The organism is Thioalkalivibrio sp. ALMg3 (assembly GCF_000381225.1).
Lineage (GTDB): Bacteria > Pseudomonadota > Gammaproteobacteria > Ectothiorhodospirales > Ectothiorhodospiraceae > Thioalkalivibrio > Thioalkalivibrio versutus.
Genome location: NZ_KB906225.1, coordinates 1 through 18579, shown reverse-complemented (window position 1 = coordinate 18579; position 18579 = coordinate 1). Strand labels below are relative to the sequence as shown.

The window sequence follows — 18579 nt, the reverse complement described above, 5'->3', positions numbered from 1 at the left end:
AAGTATCCACGGCCCATGGGGCCGAGCGTCCGGCCCTGACCTCCAGGATGCTGCCCGACCCAGCGAGCTCTTCGCGGGGCATAACGCCGAGGGGCCTTGTGGCAGCCTGATTCGGTTATTCCCGAACCGAGCCCTGGGTTAGGATGACGCCTTGCGCATAACGGGAGAGGGATCGTGCTGTTCTGGCTCACGTTGGTGCCGTTCGTGTTGCTGTTCGTGTGGCTGGTGCCGTTGCGGCGGCCGGCCTTTGAAGCGGCGCCCATCGCCTATCTCGCCACCCTGGTGCTGGCCGTTCTGGTCTGGCAGATATCGGGCACGGTGCTGGTAGCGAGTCTGCTGGATGCTGCCATCGTTTTCGTGGAGGTCCTGCTGATCATCCTGATGGCACTGCTGGTGCTGAACGTGATGATCGGGACCGGGCACATGAGTGCAATCCAGTCAGTCATCGCTAGCGTCTCGCGCGACCACCGGGTGCTGGCCATGCTGCTGGGGTGGGGGCTGGTCGGTTTCGTAGAGGGCATCGCCGGCTTCGGCACCCCCGCGGTACTGGCGGCACCGCTGCTGGTGTATTTCGGCATGCGGCCCCTGAAGGCGGTCGCCATCGCCCTGATCGGCAACAGCACCGCCGTCCCCTTCGGTGCGGCCGGAACGCCCGTGATCATCGGCTTCGCCGGCCTCGGCCTGGATGCGGAGACCACCCGCTCGGCCGTGTTGCAGACGGCGGTCATCCACACCGTCCTCGCACCGTTCATTACGCTATTCATGGTCTGGGTGGCAACCCTCGGCGAGGAACGCGGGCGCTTCCGCGAGTTCGTGCCCTTCGCCGTGCTATCGGCGCTGGCGTTCGGCATCCCCTATCTGCTGGTTGCCTGGCTGGTGGGGCCGGAACTGCCCGCGATCATCGGCGGCGTGGTGGCAATGGCGGTGATTGCCCTGGCGGCCCATCGCGGCTTCCTGCTACCTGGGCACGAACAGCACCCAGAGGTCGAGCGGGCCCCAGTCGGGCGCGTGCTCCTGGCCTTTGTTCCGTTCGCGGTCATGGCCGTGGCACTGATCGCCTCGCGCACCATCATGCCGCTGCGCGAGGCCCTGCAGTCCGTGCGCTGGTCGCCGGGCGAGTTCCACGGCATTGAGCTGGGGCAAAGCCTGGCCCCGCTGTACACACCCTATTTCTACTTTGGGTTGGCCCTGCTCACCGCGCTGATCCTGTTCCGCGTGAGCCGCGCCACGCTGGGTCAGGCGGTGGCCGCCACCTGGGGCAAACTGCGCGTGGCGGCCATCGTGCTGGCGTTCATCATCGCCCTCACCCAGCTCCTGCTGAGCTCCGGCTCCAACGCCGCCGGCCTGCCGTCGATGCCACAGGTGCTGGGGCAGGGCCTGGCGGAATCACTGGGCGGGACCTTCGTGATGTTCAGCGCCTTCCTCGGCGCGCTGGGCTCGTTCATGACCGGAAGCGCGACCGTCTCCAACCTGCTGTTTGCACAACTCCAGGCGGACACCGCCGATGCCCTGGGCATGGCGCTCCCGACCGTACTCGCCCTGCAACTGATCGGCGCCGGGGTGGGCAACATGATCTCGCTGCACAACATCGCCATGGCGGCCGGAGCCGCCGGTCTGCAGGCGCGCGAGGGTCAGGTGATCCGCGAGACCATCATCCCGGTCATCGTGGTCTGCCTCGGGGCCGGCTTGCTGGCACTCGCCTGGTAGCCAAGGGCGGCGTCGGCCCGCGCTACGGGTTACCGGAAGGCGACACTGGGGCGCCTTTCCGTGGCCTCGGCTACCACCGATAACAACTGGCCTCCTTGCCCATAATTTGCATCCCGATACGCTCCGCCGCGGGGCCACCCGCCACTCCGTAGCAGACATGCAGCGGCAACAAGTGCTCCGCCCGCGGATGGCAGAACCGGGCGCCCGGCGCGGTATCCCAGTGCACGAGCTTGGCCGCCCGTGCATCTTCCGCGTCCGCGCGCCCGCAGCAAACGGCCTCCAACCAGGCCTCGAACGACTGGTTGAGCTGCCGGGCCTCCTGCGTATCGGGCGTGAAAAAGGCGCGCAGGTTGTGGAACGAGAAGCCAGACCCCACCACCCACACACCGGATTCATGCAGCCCTGCCAGAGCCCGTCCAATCTCAATATGCTGCGCCGGGTCCAGCGTCTCCACCAGGGAAAGCTGAACGCATGGGACCTGCGCCTCGGGATACATGATCTTCAGCGGCACGAAGAGCCCGTGATCGAACCCTCGCGCCGGGTCCAGCTGCGCATCGATGCCCGCCTCCTGCAGCCGTCGATGAACCTCCGCGGCCAGTGCCGGCTCGCCCGGGCAGGGATACTCGATGGTGTACGACTCCGGGGGAAACCCGTGGTAGTCGTAGATCAGCCCCGGATTCGCCCCGGACGTGATGGTCGGCACCGACGCCTCCCAGTGCGCACTCACCACCACCAGCGCATCGGGCACCCGCACGCGCCCGGCCAGACCCTCCAGATTCTCCACCATGGCCGTGTGCCCTGGGTCCCCCAGCAGTGGCAGCGGCCCGCCGCCATGGGACAAAAACAACGCCTGCGTCTTGTCCATCCTTCGCTCCCGCCGTTGCATCCCGGTCGTCCGGTCACCCACACAAGCCCGCTACCTACCTGCGCCCGTGTCCATCAACGCTGAGACCTGCACCCCTGGAGCCGACAAGCGCCCGCAGTCACTGCCAGACCAACGACCGCCCTGCACTGATCGTCCGGTTCGGGACTGGGCCCGTCACCCCAACCGTCAGTCTCGTCATGCAATCCGCTTCCCGCAACTGGCGTGCATCCAGCTTTTCGTGTACACGGGAAACGTGTGTCACCCCCAGCATCCGGAGGCTGCATGTCCAGGAAATGGTTTCTACTAGCCGCTTTGCCATTGGCCGCATTGACGTCGACCCATGCGTGGGCAGACCCGGGCGAGATCCAGCGGATCCTCGAGGCAAAAGAGGCCGCATGGGAGGCCGGCGACGGCGAAGCCTGGGCACGCGATTATCAGGAAGATGCGGGGCTCGTGAACCTGTTCGGGACGCGTTTCAATGATCGCGCGACCAATGCCAAACGGCATACCGAAGTCCTGCAGGGCCCCTTTGCCGGAACGTCGCTCAGCGTGGACGTTCAGGACATCACCATGCTGAGCGATGACACGGCCTTCGCCGAAGCCCTGTTGCGGGTCTCGAACATCGCGTCCATGCCTGCGGGCCTCCCGGACCGGGGGGACGGCGTCCTGCACACACGCATGAGCTTCCTGCTCGAACACGACGGTCATCACGGCTGGCAGATTCGGTTCGGGCAAAACACCGCCGTGCATCGGTAGGCGCGCGGAACCGGCATACTGGCACCGCGGCGAACTAGATCATGGAGACCCTCTGGCTTCGTCTCCACCGGACATGACGCGGTAGCGTTCAGGTGGTGACGCCTGGGTCTCGCGATGTCCGCCCCGCGCCCACTCCGATGGATGCGAGATCACTCCCGCCCGCACCATGTTCCGCCCCGCATCCACCCGTCTGCGCGCCAGCGGTGCCCTCGTCTCCACCGCCATCACGTGACCATCGGTCCTCTCGGAAGATGGCCTTTGCATCCCCTGCGCTGCTGAAAACCGGACTATCCCGGGCCGCGATCCACGGCATGGCATCCGCACTCTCGCCCTGAGATTCAGGGAGATGCCGGTCAGCGACCCTCGAAAACGTCGACTTTTCGACGGACCCCGCAGCCAACCCCCGCCAAAAGGTCAACATTCCGTCAAAAAATTGACCTATATCAGATTATCTGGATTTTCTTCTTTTACGATGGAAGCCGCTAGGTACTGGCGGGCCCAAAACCCCGCCCTCCAGCAGGCGGGGCCCCGAATGCCCCGAGACATTTGGTCTTGTTTAAGTGGTTGTTAACTTGAGGAGGTATTGCCATGAACAAGCTGGCCAAAGCTCTTTCTACCGCGGCGCTGATCGGCGCCTTTGCATTCCCGATGCATGCCTCGGCCCAGTGGTGGGGTCCCGGCTATCACGCGCCGAATCATGGCCCCTACTACGGTCCCGGCTACGGGTACGGTCCCGGCTGGGGTCGCGGCGTAGGTGACTGGTTCGGCCTCGGCGACATGTTCGGCGACTTCGACTTCAGCATGCGCGGTCGCGGCCATGGATACGGCAGCGGGCATGGATACGGCGACTACTACGGCCGTCACTACGGGAACTACTACCCGCGTTATGGCTATGCCCCGTATTACCACCCCGCCCCCTACCAGGGTGCAGCCTGGGCTCCGCAACAGATGGCCGCGGATCAGCCTGAAGATCAGGACAACTGATCGCGATCGCGCCTTCCGGCCGATAATCAACCGGCCCGGTCTGCCCATGGCAGGCCGGGCCGGTCACGTTCCTGCACCCCGCATTTCACACCGGATCTCGCCTCCCGGAAAATCATGGGATTCCTCATCTAGCCTGAAATTGACGCTTTATCCTCGTTTCATCGCTGTTTTCGACGTTTCGCGTGTTCAGCCCCCCGTTTTGCGGTCAAACCTGACCTATAGTTCTTTCAAAAACCCCGCCGGGCCGCAGATCCCATGACCGAGACCTCGGACATCCGCAGGAAGAGCTTCGTCGCCCACATGTCGACGGTCTTCATCAACGCCCTCAACGACAACTTCTTCCGGCTGGTGGTCATCTTCATCGCCATCCGCGAGTTCGTCGCCGAGGGCGAAGGCACCTTCTACTACAGCCTGGTCGGTTTCGTGTTCCTGCTTCCGTTCGTGCTGTTCTCGCCATGGGCGGGCTACATCGCCGACCGCTACAGCAAGAAGATCGTGATCGTCTGCACCCGCATGGCCGAGGCCGCGGTGCTGCTGACCGCCGCGCTGATGCTGATCACCGACAACTTCCCCGGCCTGCTGGTGACCACCTTCCTGATGGGCCTGCAGAGCACGTTCTTCAGCCCGGCGAAGTTCGGCATCCTGCCGGAGCTGGTGCGCTACCCGCAGCTTTCGCGCGCCAACGGACACATCCAGCTATGGACGTTCCTGGCGATCATCCTCGGCACCGCGCTGGCCGGCTTCGTGATGGAGTTCGCCGGCGAGGCGCTGTGGGTCCCGGCGGCCCTGATCGTGGCGCTGTCCGTCACCGGTCTGGTGACCAGCTTGTTCATCGCCCCGACCCTGGCCACCGACAACCCCGCGCCGTTCCGCCTGAACCCGTTCGCGACCGTCATGCAGTCGGTCACCGAGATCCGGCCACACCGCGTCCTGTTCATGGTGATCCTCGGCATCGCATGGTTCTGGGCTCTGGGCACGCTGTACCAACTCAACGTCCCACTGTTCGCCGAGGTCCATCTGGAGCTGGGCGAGCTCGCGACCGGCATCATCCTGACCACGCTGGCGCTCGGCATCGGAACCGGCAGCATCCTTGCCGGCTACCTGTCACGTGGCGGCATCGCCATGCACCATGCCCCGGCCGGCATGATCGCGGCGGCCCTGATCAGCGCATTGCTGTACTTCGCCACCGACAGTTACCCCGCAACGCTGGTGCTGATGGCCCTGCTGGGCATTGCCTCTGGATTTTTCATCGTGCCGATCACCGCCTACCTGCAGGGCCACAGCCCCGCTGACCGGCGCGGCCGCTTCATCGCCGCCAGCAACTTCCTGGCTTTCTCCGCCATGCTGGTGGCACCGGTCCTGTTCTGGCTGCTTACCGGGCCCGCCGGTGCCACGCCCGCACATGTGTTCATGATCGGTGGACTGGCCTCGCTGCTGGTCGGGCTAACGGCCCTGCGGCTGTACCGCCGCCATCGCGCGGAGGCGGATGCCTGAGCCATCAGCCTGCATCCCGCAGCCGTTCGATCAGGCGCTGGGCGTCCCGGGGCGCGGCGCCCTCGGCATCGTTGTCGAAGTAGACATGCACCTCGCGCCCCTGCGCCAGCCACTGCCGGACGCGGGCGGCCCACTGGTCCAGCAGGCGGTCGCTGTAGGCCGAGGCATAGGTGCGGGTATGCCCGTGCAGACGGCAGTAGACCAGCGGGCCCGCTATGGCCTCCCAGCACGGCCAGTCCGGGGCATCGGAATGGCAGATCCCCACTCCGGCCGCGTCCAGCTGCCCCGCCACCGCCACGGTAAACCAGCTGGGATGGCGAAACTCGATCGCATGCCGCACCTCCGGCCAGAAGCCCAGCGCGTTGGTGAACGCCTCCAGACGCTCCTGGTTCACCGCGAAGTTCGGCGGCAATTGCCACACGACCGCCCGCAGCCGGCTCCCCATCGGTTGCATGCGGTCGCGCAGCAGCCGAACCGAGTCCCCAGCGTCCTTCAGTCGGTGGATATGCGTGACGAACCGGCTGCCCTTGATCGCGAAGCCGAAATCCGGCGGCGTCTGCCCCGCCCATCGCTGCACAGTCGTACTCGCGGGCAGGCGGTAAAAGGTGGCATTGATCTCCAGCCCGCTGAAATGCCGCGCACAGTGGGCGAGCCACTCGCGCTGTGGAACCCCGCGGTAGAAGTCGTCCTTCCACGCCCGGTAGTTCCAGCCAGACGTCCCGACATACGCACAGGCCATCGAGACCTCCTTCAGGCTTGCCTGCAACGAGTGTAGCCACAGGCCTGACGCCCTATCCGGAGGGTGCCCCAATCTCGCCTGCACTCATGCAGTGGAGTCGCGTGCGGAAAGCGGGCGGCCCAATGTCCGCCCGTTCCCGGACGGCTCGCGCCCCCGGTCAGGGACGGTGACGACTCGCCCCGGTCGTCACACCGCCTGCGATCATGTGCGCCACCCGCAGTGGTTCCGGCAACCGGCTATGGACGCGCTGGTCTTCCAGGAGCCTCTGCGCCGCCTCGGGACTCAGCCCGCAGCGCTGCACGTACAACCCCGCCAGCGGTTCCATGACGCCGGCGGCCTCGATCAGTCGCCACTTGCGCACGCCCCCTGGAACAGGCCCGAGCAGCGCGCGACGAATCGCGGGCAGATCCGGTGCGTGGCGCGCCACCGCGAGGATCGGTAACCCGGTGCGCGCGTGCAGCGCCGGCAGGTCCACCACGTTGAATCCGGCCAGGGTGATCCCCTGCAACAGGATCGCGTGCAGTTGCGGTGCAAACGGACTGTCCAGCACGCATTCGGCCAGACGCGCGGTGGCGTTGGCTCCGTCACGGCGCACCCGCGTCGAGAGCACACCGTCCAGCCGCATGCCGGCGAATACCGCACCGACCACCAGCACATCACCCCGATGTGGCCGCGCGAACGGCGCATCATCGAAACCCACCACGTGTGAAAGACGCTCCTGCATCCGCTTCCCGGTCTGCCGCCTCTCGCGCCGCGGCGTTTCACAGTTCCACTGGTGTCCGCCCAGGCCTCGCCAACCCGGAGCGCACTCGGGGCGGGCCCCACCCGCAGCGGCCCCGCCCGCTCCGGCGGCCCATAACGGACTCGCCTCGAAGGGCCACCGGTTGCAGAGGCGCCCGCAATACCCTACATCATGGCAGATACAAGCCCCGTTCCAGAGCAGACCGTGACCGACGAACTGCAACGCATCCGCTTCCTGATCAAGCGTGACGGCGAGGCCGCCACGCGGGAATGGGTCGAGCGCACATTGAACATCTACCGCGAAGCGCTGGCCGGTGCGGGCAATCACCCCCCGGCAGCGCACTACCGCTCGGAGTTCGAGCACTCCATCCGCCGCTTCGAACAGTGGCTGCACGGCAACATGAGGGACGACACGATGACGTTATCCGTCGAGGAGTTCTCCCGGGCGCGGGAGATGGTCAGCGGCCTGCTGGAGGAACTGCATTTGGCGACCTACACGTTCGATGTCGAGCCGCACGACGATGGCTGGGAGATTCGGGTCGAATGCGCCGCCGAGGACGGCTGGATGACCCAAACCTTCGCCGCTAGCCGCGAGGAGCTGCGGCGCGGCGACGACGCCGGTGTGCGTCAGCGGCTGCTTGATGCCTGGGCCGGGCAGCTGGCCGGATGTCGACGCACGCGCTGACTGGACGCCTGACCGTTCCCAAAAGGCACAGACAGCCCTTGAATCCACGCCGGCCCGGGACATTTCGTACTTCTGCCCGGTCTCACCCAGTACCTGGACGACTGATCATTGACACCCCACATCTGGCGCCAACCTAGAGCGCACAAAGGGGGCTCGCCATGCGCCCGGACCTGATCACGGTATTTGGTGGCACCGGCTTTCTCGGCAGCGCGATCGTGCACGAGCTGATCGACGCCGGACACCCCGTGCGGATTGCTTCGCGCCGGGCGGCGTTACCCGCCGCGCTGGAACAACATGCCCAGGTGGAGCACTGCAGCGCCGATATCCGTGACGATGCCGCCGTCACCCGGGCCCTGGAGGGGGCCAGCGGCGTGGTGAACGCGGTCAGCCTGTATGTGGAACACCGCGACCTCCGCTTCACCACCATCCACGTGGAAGGCGCTGCGCGTCTCGCCCGATCGGCGCGCGCCGCGGGCCTGGCGAGAGTCGTGCAGATCTCCGGGATCGGGGCCGACAGCCAGTCGCGCTCCGCCTACATACGCGCCAGGGCCGAAGGCGAGTCGGCCGTGATCCGCGCGTTCCCCGACGCCTTGATCGTGCGTCCCAGCGTGCTCTTCGGCCCGCATGATGCCTTCCTGCGCAACCTGGCCGGCCTTGCGCGCCTGCCGGTGATCCCCCTGTTCGGCCGCGGAGAGACCCGCCTGCAGCCGGTGCACGTGGCCGATGTCGCCCGCGCCGTGGCCAGGCTGTTCGCCGCCACCCCGCCCGCACACCCGGTCTTCGAACTCGCTGGCCCCGACATCATGACGTACCGCCAGATCCTGACTCGGGTACTGGTTCACCTGGAACGCCAGCGCCCGATGGTGCCTGTGCCCTTCGCGCTCTGGCACGCACTGGCCCGGCTCGGCTCGCTGCTACCGAACGCACCCCTGACCCGGGACCAGATCTTCCTGATGCAGCAGGACAATGTCGCCGACGAAACGGCGGGAAGCTTCGCCGACCTCGGCATCACGCCCCGCAGGCTGGAGGATTCCCTTCCGGACTGCCTCCCGGCGGAATGATTCCCGGATGCGCCGCCGCGCCGTGCGAAACCCAGGAAGCAGGGTGTCCTCTTCCTGCTCTCTTCCCGTCCTTTCCTGGTCGCCCCGGATGCGGCACGCCGGACCGCGGCTATATCCGGCGGCGCACACCTCACAAGCCCGCCAAATGTGCACCGCAATTGCACCATCGTTGAAACCGCCCTATGTTCCTGAAGATAACGTCCTGCAATCGTGGTGACCCAATGGCACGAGCGCACACCTTCAACCGAATCACTGTCCGGCCACTCGCGCTGTTAACCGCCCTGTGGCTGCTGGGCGGCGCCGCCGTCGCCGAGGACGCCCCCGGCGCCCAAATTGCGCAGGGAGGCAATGATCGCGGCGCGACCGCCTGCATCCAGTGCCACGGCGAACAGGGACAGGGCCAGGCACAGCCCCCATTCCCACGCCTGGCGGGGCTCCCGAAGGCCTACTTGGTCGAGCAAATGACGGCCTACCGGGAAGGCCAGCGCCCGAATGCCACCATGGGCCAGATCGCCCAGCATCTGGACGATGACGAGATCGAGGCGGTCAGCCGCCACTACGCCGAGATGAAACCCGCGGGCGGGCCGCACCGGGTGCCCGAAGACCTGGTAGAAAAAGGGCGCGAGATTGCGCTCGAAGGGCTGCCGGAGCGAAACATCCAGTCCTGCGCCTCCTGCCATGGCGAACAGGGGCGCGAGCGCAACCCCAGCCTGCCACCGCTCGCCGGCCATCCCCCGCGTTATCTCATGGCACAGCTCCAGGCCTATGCCCAGGGGGCCCGCAAGACCGCCCTGGCCGGTTTGATGCAAGGCATCGCCCAGGAGCTGGAGGAAGAAGAGATGGCCGCCGTGTCGGCCTACTTCGCCTCGATTCCCGCCCGCGAGGAATGACCCCTTTGCTGCCGCCCGGACCGGACATCAACGAGCCCCGGGGGCGCAGGGCCGTGGGCGCCCGGCTTCCGTCCATCCCGCCGGCGGGCTCAATCCCTAGATAGCCCCCCGACGCGTAGCGAGCCTCGACCGCAGTGCGGAAATGTCCCGGAGTGGGTATCTTGTTGGCGCGGGACAAGGCAATCCCGCTGTCGGGTCCGGTATCGCGCGGCCCGGATGAGTCAAAAAAGGGAGAGAAACATGCCAGGGAAACTGATCGTGGGCGGCCTCGTGGTCGCCGCCGCCGGTGTCGGGTATTACCACTACGAGGTCCGGCAGGTCGAGCAGAAGCTCGACGACATGGTGGAGATGCTCCAGCCGCTCGGCACGCTGCACTACTCCGACGTCGGTATCGGCCTCGGGGGCGAACTGCACGTCAACGGGCTGCTGTTTGAACCCAACAACACGGCCATCGGCCGCATGCGCGCTGACCGCATCACCCTGGAAGCCGGAAACCTGTGGCGGCTCGCCCGGCTTCGGCACACGCTGGATGCCCGACGCCTGCCGCGGCAGCTCGGGTTTTCCGTGCACGGGCTGACCCTGCCGGCCGGCATCGCCACAGGCGCGCAGGGCGACACGCCTGCGCTGTGGCTCGACACCGCCGGCTGCGGGGCCTATCAAGCCGCCCCGCCGGACGCCCTGATGGCCGCACTCGGCTATCGCGACATCCCGCTGGACTTCGGCGCCCACTACCACCTCGAAGAGGACCGCAACAGTCTGACCGTGCACAGCACGTTCGGCATGGGCCCACTGGGCCAGGGCACCTCCACCGGACGCTTCGACATCCAGGCCGCCTCGAACCGGGCCCGCGATCTCGCTCCGGCGCTAATGACCGCCTCGCTACAATCCTTGACCGTGGGGTACGCGGACCGGGGGTACTACCCTGCACTGATGGAATTCTGCGCGAACGAGATGGAGATGGCTCTCGAGGACTATACCGAGCACCACAAAGGCGCCTGGGTCGAGGCCTGGCGCCCCTTCGGCGTGCAGCCCGGGCCCACGATGGTCGATGCCTACGGACGCTTCATCGAGGATCCCAAGGACGTTTCGCTGCGCATTGGCCCGATCGACAACCCGGCGCTGCTCTGGGCCAACGTCGACACCCCGACCCACCTGCTACGTCGGGTCGAGTCCAGCCTGACCGTGGCCGAAAAACACTACGGTCGCGTCGATCTGCGCCCCGTCACCCCGGGCCCCGCCAGACCGACGACGACCGAGAATACGAACTTGAACACGGGCCCGGCCGCCTCGACCACGGCACCCGATTTATCGCCTGTCCCGAACATCGCACTGAATGCCCTGGGCGACCACATCGGCCGCAATATCCGCATCCAGCTCGCCGACGGGCGCACCCGCGATGGCGAACTGCTCGGAATCGAGGAGGAGCACATCCGTGTGCGCCGACGCTTCGGCAGCGGCTACATGGTCGTGCCACTCGCGCTGTCCGACATCGCCGAGGTGCGCCCACTCCGCTGAGGCCAGCGCGCCCCGCCATTGCAGAAAACTGCTGGAGCACAACATGGCATTGCACCACGCCACACCCGGAGAAATCGTGGACGTTCGCCCCCTGGGGAAAGAACTGCGCGAATCAAAAAGTGCAACGCTGCTGCGTTCGGAACATTTGCAAGTCTTCCGCGTCGTGCTCCCCAAAGGCGAAGAGTTCAGTGATCACGCCGTACCCGGAGAGATCACGGTCCAATGCCTGGAAGGCTCGGTCGATTTCCGTATCGGGGAAGACAAGGTCCAGCGACTCACCGCCGGCGCCCTGATCTATCTGAATGGGGGTCAGCCCCATGCCCTCAAGGCGCTGGAAGACGCGTCAGTCCTGGTGACCATCTACCACCCACGATAGCCTGATCAACCGATATTTGGCGTGATTCCACGCCACCATCCCGTACTGCACCGGGCCGGTTCCAGGCCCAGGCGCCACTCAGCGCCTGCTTGAGACGGAGCCGACTGCCTCTGCGCGCTCGAGTAGGCCGCCCCCCGAGTCCCATCCTCGCGCAGGCGAGATGACCGGGGCTGACCTTGCCCTTTACCCATCCACTGCCAGCCGAAATGCTCGGGGTCGAACCTTGCCCTTTGCCCATCCGCCGCCAACCCGCCGACCTGCTAAATCCGCAGGTAGAATTCTTAGCCCTGCCGGCAGCGACTTCACAGGGTGTTCCGGTACATCCGCCCGCCCTTCATGATCAACCACAACGAGTTCTCCGGCTCCGCCAGGAAGGACAGATCCCGCTCCGGCTCCCCGTCGACCACCAGCAGGTCTGCCAGGCCGCCGGGCTGAATAACCCCCAGACCGCTGCCGTAGGGCGCGCGCGGCCCGGATAACGCCAGGCAGCGGCCGTTGTCCCCAGTAGCCATGCGCAGTACCTCGAGGGGTTCGTAGAAGCGGGTCATCTTGGCCAGCTGACGCCCCTGGGTATGGGTCTTGTCGGGGGCAAACAGGATGTCCGTGCCCCAGGCGGTCTGTACCTCATGCTCGCGTGCCCACGCGTAGGCCTGTTCCGTACCCCTGGCCACCCGCGTCTGCTTCGCCACCTGTTCCGGATCCCGGTAAACGTTGGAGTCCTCGTCCTGGAGAAATGGCTGCAGGCTCCACCAGACGCCCTCGCCCGCCATCATGCGGACCGCCTCCTCGTCTGCCAGCTGGCCGTGTTCGATGCAGCCGACACCCGCGCGGATGGCGCGCTTGATCCCTTCGGGCACGTAAACGTGCACCGTGGCGTAGGTGCCCCAGTCCCTGGCGGCCTCGACACCCGCGCGCAACTCCCGCTCGGTGTACTGCACGCTATCCAGGGGATCGTAGAGGGAGGCCACACCGCCACCAGCTATTAGCTTGATCTGGCTTGCGCCCAGCATGAGCTGTTCCCGCGCGCGACGGAGCACCTCGTCGGCGCCATCGGCGATCACCGACACCCCGGAAAGCTCCGTCTGGGTGGGGCCAGACAGGGCCGTGCGCGGTACTTCATGGCGCATGCGGAAATCACCGTGCCCCGAGGTCTGGCTGATCATCGCGCCGGAGGGGAAGATGCGCGGCCCCGGGGTAACGCCTTCGTCAATGGCGCGCTTGAGAGCGAAGGCGGGGCCGCCCACGTCGCGCACCGTGGTGAAACCACGCATCAGCGTCGCCCGCGCCTCGCGCGCCGCCTGCAGGTGAATGTAGGCCGGATCCGCCGTCAGGGCGGTGCGCATGTCCACCCCCGCCAGGGTGGTATGCCAGTGGGCATCGATGAGTCCGGGCATCACCACTCGTCCTCCGCAATCCACACGCAGCACACCCTCGGGCGCTGCGTCCGGCATGATCAGATCAACGATCCGCTCACCCTGGATCAAAACCGCCACGCCTTCCCTCAAATGGAGGGACTGGCCATCGAACAGCCGCAGATTCACCAGTAGCAGGGGGCGATCCGGCAGGCCCGGCCGCTCATCCGGCCCGGCCTCTACTCGGAACCCGGCGAACATGCCCACCAGCGCCGCCATGCCTCCCAGCATACGCCGGCGGCTGATGTCCGCCTCGATACGCTGCATGGCGCGCATGGTCTCCGGCCGGCCGCACAGGCACGACATGCCCCCGGGGTGTTCGGTGCCGCAGCAGGGGTGGGAGTGGACAGGCTCGTGCATCACTGGGCTCCTTGGGCAAGGCCGCTGACCAGTAAACACCGGGAGACGTCCGCGCCGCCCGATCCCTAGTTCAGATTAGCAGGGATGAGTGCATCCTTGACCCTCATTCTCATCCCTTTGTCTCTTTCGAAACATTGTCGGAAGATGAGCCGTGAAGGCGATATCGGACCCCACGAATCCAGCTCCCCGGAGCAGGTTCAAGCGCTAGTCAGCGCGTGGCTGGGGCGGAACCGATTGCTTCTGCGAGCTGGAATAGACGCTCAGGGCGGTCACGGTCAGCAGGATCAATCCCATGCCAAAGACCTGGAGTGCGCCCAGGGTCTCGCTCAGGAACACCACGCCGAACAGCGACGCAGTCACCGGCTCGACCATCGCCACGATGGACGCGACGGCGGGTGCCGTGTGGTTCAGGCCGATGATGTAGAAAATGAACGACAATCCGGCGCCCAGCACGCCCAGTATCACGAACAACGGCCAGCTCGGCGTGCTCAGCACAGCCACGGTCTGGTCGGGATCGCCCAGCCCGAACAGGATGACGACCAGGACCGCGAACGCAATCACCAGAATCGCCTGCGGGCTGCCGTGGGGTGCCGCGAACTTGAAGCCGAAGATAAAGACCGCGTAGGACAGCCCGGAAGCCAGACCGGCCCCGGCGGCGATCGGCGTCACGTCACCGGCACCGATATCGTAAATACCCGTCAGCAGCACCACACCCAGCATGACCATCGCGATCGCGACCCACTTGAACAGGGTGGGTTTTTCGAGCCCGAGTGCAAAAGAGACGAGATAAACGAATACCGGCGCGCAGTACATCAGTGTCGCAGCCACCGCGACACTGCCCTCGGCGATGCTCAGGAAGTAGAAGGTGAAGTTGCCCGCGACCCCCAGGCCGGCGATCGCCGACCAGAACCACATGCGGCCACTGGCCAATCCGCTGCCATGCGGACGAATCGCAAGCCAGGCGAGCACGAACAGCAGCCCGATCGCACCCCGGTAGAACGACACCACCACCGGATCCCAACCCTGGCCCGTGAGAATGCCCCCAATCCCGCCGGACAGCCCCCAGGAAAACGCCGCCAGGGCGACGAACAGCGTGCTCAGACCCACCACTTTTTCGGATGAAAGCGACCTCAGCGGGGTCGGTGCGCCCTGTGCCATTCAGCCAGTCCCTATCGTGGGTCGTGAGTGAGTCCCGACCCGTCGATCTGCTGGTCGGCGACATGTTTCGCGTTGACCCCGCGATGGGTCAGCGAAACGCCGCACAATATAACAGCGCCACACGTCGTGATGTTGTGAGACATCAACGAGCCCGGGACATTAGAGAAGCCCTTGCCGCTTGGGTGGAGGCGCGGCGCGAAAGGACGGCCTGAGCCCTTGCCGCCCTCGCGGCTCCCGGGCAAATCAGTCGTGGACGATGATGCGCGCGCCGGCGGGGTCGATATCGACGCGGGAACTCGAATACTCGCAGGCGTCCGCGATTTCCTTCAGCTCTGGCATATTGTTGAGCTCCGCCAGTTTCCGCAACAGGCCGCCTTCGCAGTCGCATTGCATCCCTCTGTCGGGATCGGCTGTGCACTTGAACTCACCCCCATCCACCGACCAGTCCATGCCCGATGGCATCTGCAGGATGACGGGCTCCTCGCGCATTACCTGCACCTTCACCCGATCCGTGTTCTCGCCACGCTCCCAATCCACGGTCGGCAAATTGTCTCTGGCCATCATGTCACTCCTTCCATCCGAATATCCCGCGTAGTGTCACGCGATCCATGCCCAGCGTACGAGGCGCCTTCCGGCCCTTGCTTTGATGCCAGGCCCCTTCCACTTTCCGCCAAAATGGGCTGATGTCAGGATGCAGTCCGTACGGTGTCAAACATAACGAAGATCGTTGGTGTCCTTTGTTGCTCGCACATCCATTGCGCCACTCAAGCCGACGGGGGGCCCATTTGTGCGGGAAATCGCCGCAGCTGCTCCCTTGGCGATGCCGGCCTGCTACATCCGAAGGTAGACCCCATAGCGCGGGCTCGCTGGCACTCAGGCCGACACTCCTGTACACAGGGGGCGCCTGTCACAAACACCATCCGGAGCTTGCATGTCCAGGAAACCGTTCCTACTGATCGCCTTGCCCCTGGCCGCACTCATGGCGGCCCCTGCTTGGGCCGACGACGGCGAGATCCAGCGCATCCTGGAGGCCAAGGGGGCCGCATGGGAAGCCGGCGATGGCGAGGCCTGGGCACGCGACTATGCGGAGAACGCCGGGGTGATCAATCTCGTCGGCACGCGCCTCGAGGACCGTTCGAGCAATGCACAACGGCATACGGACTTGCTGCAGGGCCCCTTTGCCGGAACCTCGCTAAGCGTCGACGTACAGGACATCATCCTGCTCGGCGACGACACCGCCTTCGCGGAGGTCATGTTTCGGGTTTCGGGCATTGAATCCATGCCGGACGGCCTGCCGGACCGCGGCGACGGCGAGCTGCACACGCGTATGAGCTTCCTGTTCGAACGCCACGATCACCACGGCTGGCAGATCCAGTTCGGACAGAACACCGCCGTGCACCCATAACAGACGGCGGCGGCGACGGGGTCGGACCACGATAACCTACTGACTTAATGTAGTTATATCGCGCCAAACCCCCTTTCTAGACGCTTATCCGCCCTGTTTGGTGGTCAAGACCGTGTATCCACCCGATAACCTGCGCCGGTTTAGGACTGGCCACCCATCCCGCGATCCACGACGTCACCCGCCATCTCGCCCTCCCCACATGGCGTACCAGCAGGTGCACGCGCAGCGAGGTGACCATGGCGTTCAGCACACACAAACCGTAGTGCTGCCGCGCGTCATACAGCCAGTACCGCCCGAGCCTGCGGTCACGGGCAAACTTCAGCAGGAACTCCTGCTTGAGACAGCGATGGACCACATGCCAGATTGGCCCAGCCAGTGATGGGCTTCCCTCCCTGAAATAGCCATTTGACGGTCGAAATGGCGGCTTCAAGCCCGAATTCGTGCCCTAGGCCAGATATGTTCACCGCCTTTTCCAACCCTTACCCTGGTCCGCCCCCCCGATGCGCAGCCACTCTCGACGATTCAGCCCTTCAGGGTCGCGATGGCCTGCACCGTGTTCTCCTTCACCGGGCGCGGCCGCTCCGGCTTGAAGTTCCGGATGTACTCGACCGCCTCGGGGCCGGTGAGCACGGGTACCGACAGGTCGGACGAACGCCCCAGCGAGACATCCGGGTGGGTGAACAGCACGATCGGCTGGATCCAGCGCTTCGCCTTGCGGCTCTTCAGGTATTCACTCAGCAACCACACCTGCTTCTTCACCTGCCTGATGGGATTGCGCATCTCCTTGCCATAGCGGTTTCCGCGACGCCCCGTCTTGCTCACGGTCCATTGCGGCCGGCTCTCGTCACAGTCGATCGCCCCGTTGTTGTGCTTCACCTCGATCACGAACACCGCCTCCGGTCCGGTCACCACCAAGTCGGTCTCCACCATCCCGGTGCGGGACTGTTCGCTGGGCAGATCCACCTGATTGAAGATCGCGAATGAATCCGGGAGCTTCGAAAGCCAGTCCAGGGCCGCATCCTCGCCGCGCGCCCCCGCCTCGATCACCGCGCTGCCACCGATGCTTCCATACAGGGCCGCCACGCCCGCAAGCGCTACGAGCCCTACGAGCGGATGAATGAAGAAGGCCGCAACCGCGACCGGAAGGCCCAGGATCAGGACCAGATTCCGCCCCTTCGCCTGAATCGCCTTCGACTCCTCAGTCAATCGATTCGCGGTCACATACCGAGTATTCGCCATGGCCCCTTCCTTTTCATTTCCGGAACGAATCGAACGCCTCCACGATGCCAGATTGAGCCCGACTACTGGACCGGCTTCGTTCCGCGGCAGCCGGGATACTGCGTACACCCCCAGAACTCCTGGCCGACCCTGGAGCCGCGACGTGCCTTCCGCTTCATCATCGCCTCGCCGCATTTCGGACAGGCCGGCCCGGCCGGGGCCTCATGCCGTTCGCGTAGCTGCTGCACGTGGGCCCGGTGCGTATGCCGAGAAGGCTCCAGCCGGCGACCCTTCAGCTGGTCCACCAGGGCCTGCACCTCGTCATCGCTCCACACCTTCGTGCGGAACGAACGGATGTAGCCCAGCAGCCCGAGGCCCCGGACCACGTTCTCGGGCATCGGCGTCTTGAAACGACTGCTGCCGACAAAGACCACCACCGAATGGATCGTCTCGGGCTCGACCTGCAGCGCATCGGAAATCGCCCGTTCATGCCGGTAGTTCTGGCGCAGCGGATTCTGGAAGCGAAACGACCGGCGGTAGAAACGTTGCGTCCATTGAGCCTGCCGCGCATCGCCAAAGATCCACCCGCGCATATTCTTCGTCTCGATGACGAAAATGCCGAAGCGGGACACCAGCACATGGTCCACCTGCGTCGTGCCGTCGCCCGTCTCCAGCGTGACATCATGAAGCGCGTGCCCCGCCTTGCCGTCCAGCCCAACCGACAGAATCAGGCGAACCACAAGCTCACCCACCCAGCCCTTGACCATCGGCAGCCGACCGATGGCGAACAGCACGACCAAGATCCAGGCCCACCAGAATCGCAGCATCCCCTCCAGAAATGCCCCGCCCAGATTGTTCTCCATCACATCCCCTTCTTGGCTCTCCGGACTAGTAAAGCTGGACCAAGCGTCGGCACCCAAAAAGGTCAGGTTCATCGAGCATTACCGGGGAAGGCTGCGCGGATTTTGAGGAAGAAGTATTCCTGGTCGCGATAGCCATAGGCCCGACGCTTGATGACCTTGATCGTGTTGTTAATGCCCTCGACGACGCTGGTGTTCAGCCGGTGGCGGCAGCGCGAGACGATGCCGGGCAGGTAGGGCTCCAGCAGGCGTGCGAAGCGCTGCAGGGCCTGGATTCCGCTCTCGTGCGCTTGCTGCACCCATTGCCGCCACGCCTGGTGCGTCCGCTCGGGGCTGCGCTGGAACCACAGTCT

19 protein-coding genes and 1 pseudogene are annotated in these 18579 nt (G+C 65.4%); 10 read left to right on the top strand and 10 right to left on the bottom strand.

Features of this window, described 5'->3' with window-relative positions; all coding sequences use genetic code 11:
- Positions 1–174 precede the first annotated feature (174 nt).
- Positions 175–1707, top strand: coding sequence for an L-lactate permease (locus F622_RS0108260; RefSeq protein ID WP_018175704.1), 1533 nt, complete (start codon positions 175–177; stop codon positions 1705–1707).
- Between the two features lie 70 nt (positions 1708–1777).
- On the opposite strand, the gene F622_RS0108255 is transcribed toward F622_RS0108260, so the two are convergent.
- Positions 1778–2572 carry a class III extradiol ring-cleavage dioxygenase gene (locus F622_RS0108255; RefSeq protein ID WP_019571677.1) on the bottom strand — a complete coding sequence of 265 codons (795 nt, stop codon included), beginning with the start codon at positions 2570–2572 and terminating at the stop codon, positions 1778–1780.
- Between the two features lie 282 nt (positions 2573–2854).
- On the opposite strand from F622_RS0108255, the gene F622_RS0108250 reads away from it, so the two are divergent.
- From F622_RS0108250 to F622_RS0108240, 3 genes are all read left to right on the top strand, one after another.
- Entirely contained in the window at positions 2855–3328 is a 474-nt protein-coding gene (locus tag F622_RS0108250; protein WP_026304744.1) for an SgcJ/EcaC family oxidoreductase, read from the top strand.
- Between the two features lie 588 nt (positions 3329–3916).
- On the top strand, positions 3917–4312 hold the full coding sequence (locus F622_RS0108245; RefSeq protein ID WP_018950763.1) for a sulfur globule family protein: 396 nt from the start codon (positions 3917–3919) through the stop codon (positions 4310–4312).
- Positions 4313–4567: 255 nt separating this feature from the next.
- A complete protein-coding gene (locus tag F622_RS0108240) occupies positions 4568–5806 on the top strand; it encodes an MFS transporter (protein ID WP_026287941.1) in 1239 nt (412 codons plus the stop codon).
- 4 nt (positions 5807–5810) lie between these two features.
- On the opposite strand, the gene F622_RS0108235 is transcribed toward F622_RS0108240, so the two are convergent.
- Positions 5811–6545: a DUF72 domain-containing protein gene (locus tag F622_RS0108235; RefSeq protein ID WP_019571676.1), complete on the bottom strand. Its 735-nt coding sequence runs from the start codon at positions 6543–6545 to the stop codon at positions 5811–5813.
- A gap of 157 nt (positions 6546–6702) precedes the next feature.
- Entirely contained in the window at positions 6703–7269 is a 567-nt protein-coding gene (locus F622_RS0108230; protein WP_019571675.1) for a DUF99 family protein, read from the bottom strand.
- A gap of 222 nt (positions 7270–7491) precedes the next feature.
- Between F622_RS0108230 and F622_RS0108225 the strand changes: the two genes are divergently transcribed.
- The 5 genes from F622_RS0108225 to F622_RS13820 all read left to right on the top strand — a co-directional run bounded on the left by F622_RS0108225 (position 7492) and on the right by F622_RS13820 (position 11813).
- Complete coding sequence (locus tag F622_RS0108225) at positions 7492–7971, top strand: hypothetical protein (RefSeq protein ID WP_018144261.1); 480 nt, start codon at positions 7492–7494, stop codon at positions 7969–7971.
- 158 nt (positions 7972–8129) lie between these two features.
- Positions 8130–9032: a complex I NDUFA9 subunit family protein gene (locus F622_RS0108220; protein WP_018938154.1), complete on the top strand. Its 903-nt coding sequence runs from the start codon at positions 8130–8132 to the stop codon at positions 9030–9032.
- Positions 9033–9253: 221 nt separating this feature from the next.
- On the top strand, positions 9254–9922 hold the full coding sequence (locus tag F622_RS0108215) for a cytochrome c (RefSeq protein ID WP_018170131.1): 669 nt from the start codon (positions 9254–9256) through the stop codon (positions 9920–9922).
- A gap of 240 nt (positions 9923–10162) precedes the next feature.
- Positions 10163–11437: a hypothetical protein gene (locus F622_RS0108210; protein ID WP_018649886.1), complete on the top strand. Its 1275-nt coding sequence runs from the start codon at positions 10163–10165 to the stop codon at positions 11435–11437.
- A 43-nt stretch (positions 11438–11480) separates the two neighbouring features.
- Positions 11481–11813: a cupin domain-containing protein gene (locus F622_RS13820; RefSeq protein ID WP_081620157.1), complete on the top strand. Its 333-nt coding sequence runs from the start codon at positions 11481–11483 to the stop codon at positions 11811–11813.
- Between the two features lie 302 nt (positions 11814–12115).
- Here the strand turns inward: F622_RS13820 and F622_RS0108200 are convergent, their stop codons facing one another.
- The 3 genes from F622_RS0108200 to F622_RS0108190 all read right to left on the bottom strand — a co-directional run bounded on the left by F622_RS0108200 (position 12116) and on the right by F622_RS0108190 (position 15307).
- Positions 12116–13585: an amidohydrolase family protein gene (locus F622_RS0108200; protein WP_019571674.1), complete on the bottom strand. Its 1470-nt coding sequence runs from the start codon at positions 13583–13585 to the stop codon at positions 12116–12118.
- Positions 13586–13789: 204 nt separating this feature from the next.
- A complete protein-coding gene (locus F622_RS0108195) occupies positions 13790–14743 on the bottom strand; it encodes a DMT family transporter (RefSeq protein ID WP_047251416.1) in 954 nt (317 codons plus the stop codon).
- A gap of 243 nt (positions 14744–14986) precedes the next feature.
- Complete coding sequence (locus tag F622_RS0108190; RefSeq protein ID WP_018170136.1) at positions 14987–15307, bottom strand: hypothetical protein; 321 nt, start codon at positions 15305–15307, stop codon at positions 14987–14989.
- Positions 15308–15674: 367 nt separating this feature from the next.
- Between F622_RS0108190 and F622_RS0108185 the strand changes: the two genes are divergently transcribed.
- Complete coding sequence (locus F622_RS0108185) at positions 15675–16148, top strand: SgcJ/EcaC family oxidoreductase (RefSeq protein ID WP_018170137.1); 474 nt, start codon at positions 15675–15677, stop codon at positions 16146–16148.
- A gap of 151 nt (positions 16149–16299) precedes the next feature.
- On the opposite strand, the pseudogene F622_RS14295 reads toward F622_RS0108185, so the two are convergent.
- The 4 genes and pseudogenes from F622_RS14295 to F622_RS0108165 form a co-directional block, all read right to left on the bottom strand.
- A pseudogene (locus F622_RS14295) lies at positions 16300–16524 on the bottom strand (hypothetical protein); the annotation flags it as partial.
- 146 nt (positions 16525–16670) lie between these two features.
- Positions 16671–17387 carry a nuclease-related domain-containing protein gene (locus tag F622_RS0108175; RefSeq protein ID WP_018175689.1) on the bottom strand — a complete coding sequence of 239 codons (717 nt, stop codon included), beginning with the start codon at positions 17385–17387 and terminating at the stop codon, positions 16671–16673.
- A 62-nt stretch (positions 17388–17449) separates the two neighbouring features.
- Positions 17450–18229: a nuclease-related domain-containing protein gene (locus F622_RS0108170; RefSeq protein WP_018175688.1), complete on the bottom strand. Its 780-nt coding sequence runs from the start codon at positions 18227–18229 to the stop codon at positions 17450–17452.
- A 68-nt stretch (positions 18230–18297) separates the two neighbouring features.
- On the bottom strand, positions 18298–18579 hold a 282-nt coding region (locus tag F622_RS0108165; protein ID WP_018939182.1), incomplete at its 5' end, for a transposase.